The sequence below is a fragment of the Aurantimonas sp. C2-5-R2 genome, from assembly GCF_036549495.1.
Classification (GTDB): Bacteria; Pseudomonadota; Alphaproteobacteria; order Rhizobiales; family Rhizobiaceae; genus Aurantimonas; species Aurantimonas coralicida_A.
Map to the genome: position 1 here is coordinate 1 of NZ_JAZHLJ010000181.1, position 2,580 is coordinate 2,580.

The following is a 2,580-nucleotide window of genomic DNA, read 5'->3' on the forward strand; positions in this document are numbered from 1 at the left end:
CCGAGACCCGCGCCGCCGCCGAGGCCGCCATGGACACCTTCACCGAGAAATACGGGGCCAAGTACGAGAAGGCAGTGACTTGCCTGATCAAGGACCGCGACGCCTTGCTGGCTTTCTACGACTTCCCGGCCGACCATTGGGATCACCTGCGCACGGGCAACCCGATCAAGAGCGTGTTCGCCACCGTCCGGCACCGGACCGTGCGGACCAAGGGCGCGCTGTCGCAGAAGACGGCGAAGCTGATGGTGTTCAAGCTCGTTCAGGCCGCAGCGAAAACATGGCGCCGTCTGAAGGGCGCAAACCAGTTGCCAATGGTCNGGGCGCGCTGTCTCAGAAGACGGCGAAGCTGATGGTGTTCAAGCTCGTTCAGGCCGCAGCGAAAACATGGCGCCGTCTGAAGGGCGCAAACCAGTTGCCAATGGTCATCGAGGGCGTCACATTCACCGACGGCGTCGCCACGCAGAGCGCCGACAACCGCGCCGCTTGATCAAGCCGCGTCACCCAAAATCGGCCATAGCTCATCATCAGGACGGCAAAGACACTGTCTGTCGTGCGATCCGCCAGGATCACCTCCGCCTCGGGGAAAAACGCCCATCGGTTTGCTAAACCTGTCAGCATGTCGGTTCGTGCGAGGCGCACAAGTTCGCGCTGGGCATTCTGCAGACGATGCGTGGTGCTGATCCAGGGAAACAGGAAGCAGGGGGAGACGATCAATGCGACAAGAAAGGGCAGAAGGATCTCGCGCCCAGAACCTTCGTCGAGGATCGAGAGCTGCGTCGAGATCCAGGAGACTCCTGTAGCCATCGCGGCTGCGACGAGAGTGAGCGCCGAGGTCTTTGCGATTGTGCGAAGAGACATGGGCGAAGAGACATGGGCGAAGAATGCCGACGAATCCTTTCGTTCCGATTGAGGCGATAACTGCGGTTTGCAGCATTTTCGGCTCCGTCGGCACCTGCTTCCCTGCAAATTCAGATGGCGGGGCTACACAACGGTCGTCACCGCGCCTATAGTTGGCCGCGAAGGCACTCGAAGCGCATTGGCGCTGAAGCCTCTCATTCTCCGCACACCCTTATCAGGTGGTCGGCCTTTTCCCGAAGAGCGGGGAAGCGTGCTTGCTGGCGATGCGATCCGCATCGTTTGGCAAACCGTCATCCTGCTCGAGGTCGCAAACGTTGCGGCTATTGAGGGGATGCCGGTCCGAGCATCGCGTCGCCGGGGTTCTTCCCGGTCGGCCTCTCGTTGCGCGTTTCAACGCTCGTCCTCGAACCATGGGAGCGTGAATGACCGACATTGCCTTCGAACCCGATGAGATCGTTCTGGAGATCGGCGTCTCCGACGGGAAGAACTATGATAACTTGACTGCAGCCGGCTTTGGTCCGATGCCAGCCGAGGAGCGGGAGGGCGACCCCGTTCGGCATTCGTCGATGCTCCAGTGCCGGCTGCGCAAGAGTATCTCGATCGCAACCGTGGAAGCCATCCAAGAATATCTCGCCACCTTTGGCTCGGGTCGAGCCAGCCTACGCACGATTAACGAAACGGTATTCCTGCAGCCGCGCACGCAGCTCGATGTCGATCTGCTATGCAGCGAGGCGGGCCAGTTCGTTACTGGCTGGAGAGCCGAGCAGTGAGCGCCGTTCTGGAACGTGGCGGCAATACCGACTTGATCTCGCCCGAGCCGGTGGGGTCAGCCCACCGGGCCCGCCGCACATTTGCAATCATTTCGCATCCAGACGCCGGCAAGACGACGCTGACCGAGAAGCTGCTTCTGGCCGGTGGCGCCATCACTATGGCAGGAGCGGTGCGAGCGAAGGGCGAGCGCCGGCGCGCCCGGTCCGACTGGATGGAAATCGAGCAGAACCGCGGGATTTCCGTGACCTCGTCCGTCATGACGTGCGAGCGCGAGGGCGTCACCTTCAACCTCTTGGACACGCCAGGCCACAGCGACTTCTCCGAGGACACGTATCGCACGCTCACGGCCGTCGACAGCGCAATCATGGTGATCGACGCGGCCAAGGGCATCGAGAGCCAGACGCGCAAGCTGTTCGAGATCTGCCGCTTGCGCGACATCCCGATCATCACCTTCGTCAACAAGGTGGATAGCGAGGGTCGCGACCCGTTCGAGCTGCTCGACGAGATCGAGGAAGCGCTGGCGCTGAGTGTGGCGCCANAGCGAGGGTCGCGACCCGTTCGAGCTGCTCGACGAGATCGAGGAAGCGCTGGCGCTGAGTGTGGCGCCAATCGTCTGGCCGGTGGGAATGGGCTCGGACTTCCACGGCTGCTACGACCTGTCTAGCGACGAATATCTTTTGTCCTCCGAGATCCGGAACGGACGCTGCGACACCACTCTCGCCATGCGGGGCATCCACGACGAGTCGCTCCGCAACCACCTCTTCGAACACGTCCTTGGGTCCTTCAGGGAGAGTGCGGAACTTGCAAAGGAAGGATATGCAGTCTTTGACGAAGACGCCTATCGGCAAGGGCACCTGACGCCGGTGATCTTCGGCAGCGCTCTGCGCGACTTCTCCGTCGACCAATTGCTGCGCCTGATCGCCGATCATGCTCCGTCCCCACGACCGCAGC

General features: G+C 61.8%; 3 protein-coding genes and 1 pseudogene. 3 read left to right on the forward strand and 1 reads right to left on the reverse strand.

Annotated elements, in window-relative coordinates:
* Window positions 1–350: transposase (locus VQ044_RS24620; protein ID WP_331827857.1), on the forward strand; the 350-nt coding region annotated here is incomplete at its 5' end.
* A 16-nt stretch (window positions 351–366) separates the two neighbouring features.
* On the opposite strand, the gene VQ044_RS25965 is transcribed toward VQ044_RS24620, so the two are convergent.
* Window positions 367–858 carry a hypothetical protein gene (locus VQ044_RS25965; protein ID WP_442880762.1) on the reverse strand — a complete coding sequence of 164 codons (492 nt, stop codon included), beginning with the start codon at window positions 856–858 and terminating at the stop codon, window positions 367–369.
* Window positions 859–1,280: 422 nt separating this feature from the next.
* Here VQ044_RS25965 and VQ044_RS24630 point away from each other — a divergent pair, with 422 nt between their 5' ends.
* Window positions 1,281–1,628 carry a hypothetical protein gene (locus tag VQ044_RS24630; protein WP_327650392.1) on the forward strand — a complete coding sequence of 116 codons (348 nt, stop codon included), beginning with the start codon at window positions 1,281–1,283 and terminating at the stop codon, window positions 1,626–1,628.
* Between the two features lie 8 nt (window positions 1,629–1,636).
* A pseudogene (locus tag VQ044_RS24635) lies at window positions 1,637–2,580 on the forward strand (GTP-binding protein); the annotation flags it as partial.

Coding starts and splice junctions, on each gene's coding strand:
- VQ044_RS25965 (WP_442880762.1), bottom strand. CDS start 858: ATGTCTCTTCGCACAATCGCAAAGACCTCGGCGCTCACTCTCGTCGCA.
- VQ044_RS24630 (WP_327650392.1), top strand. CDS start 1,281: ATGACCGACATTGCCTTCGAACCCGATGAGATCGTTCTGGAGATCGGC.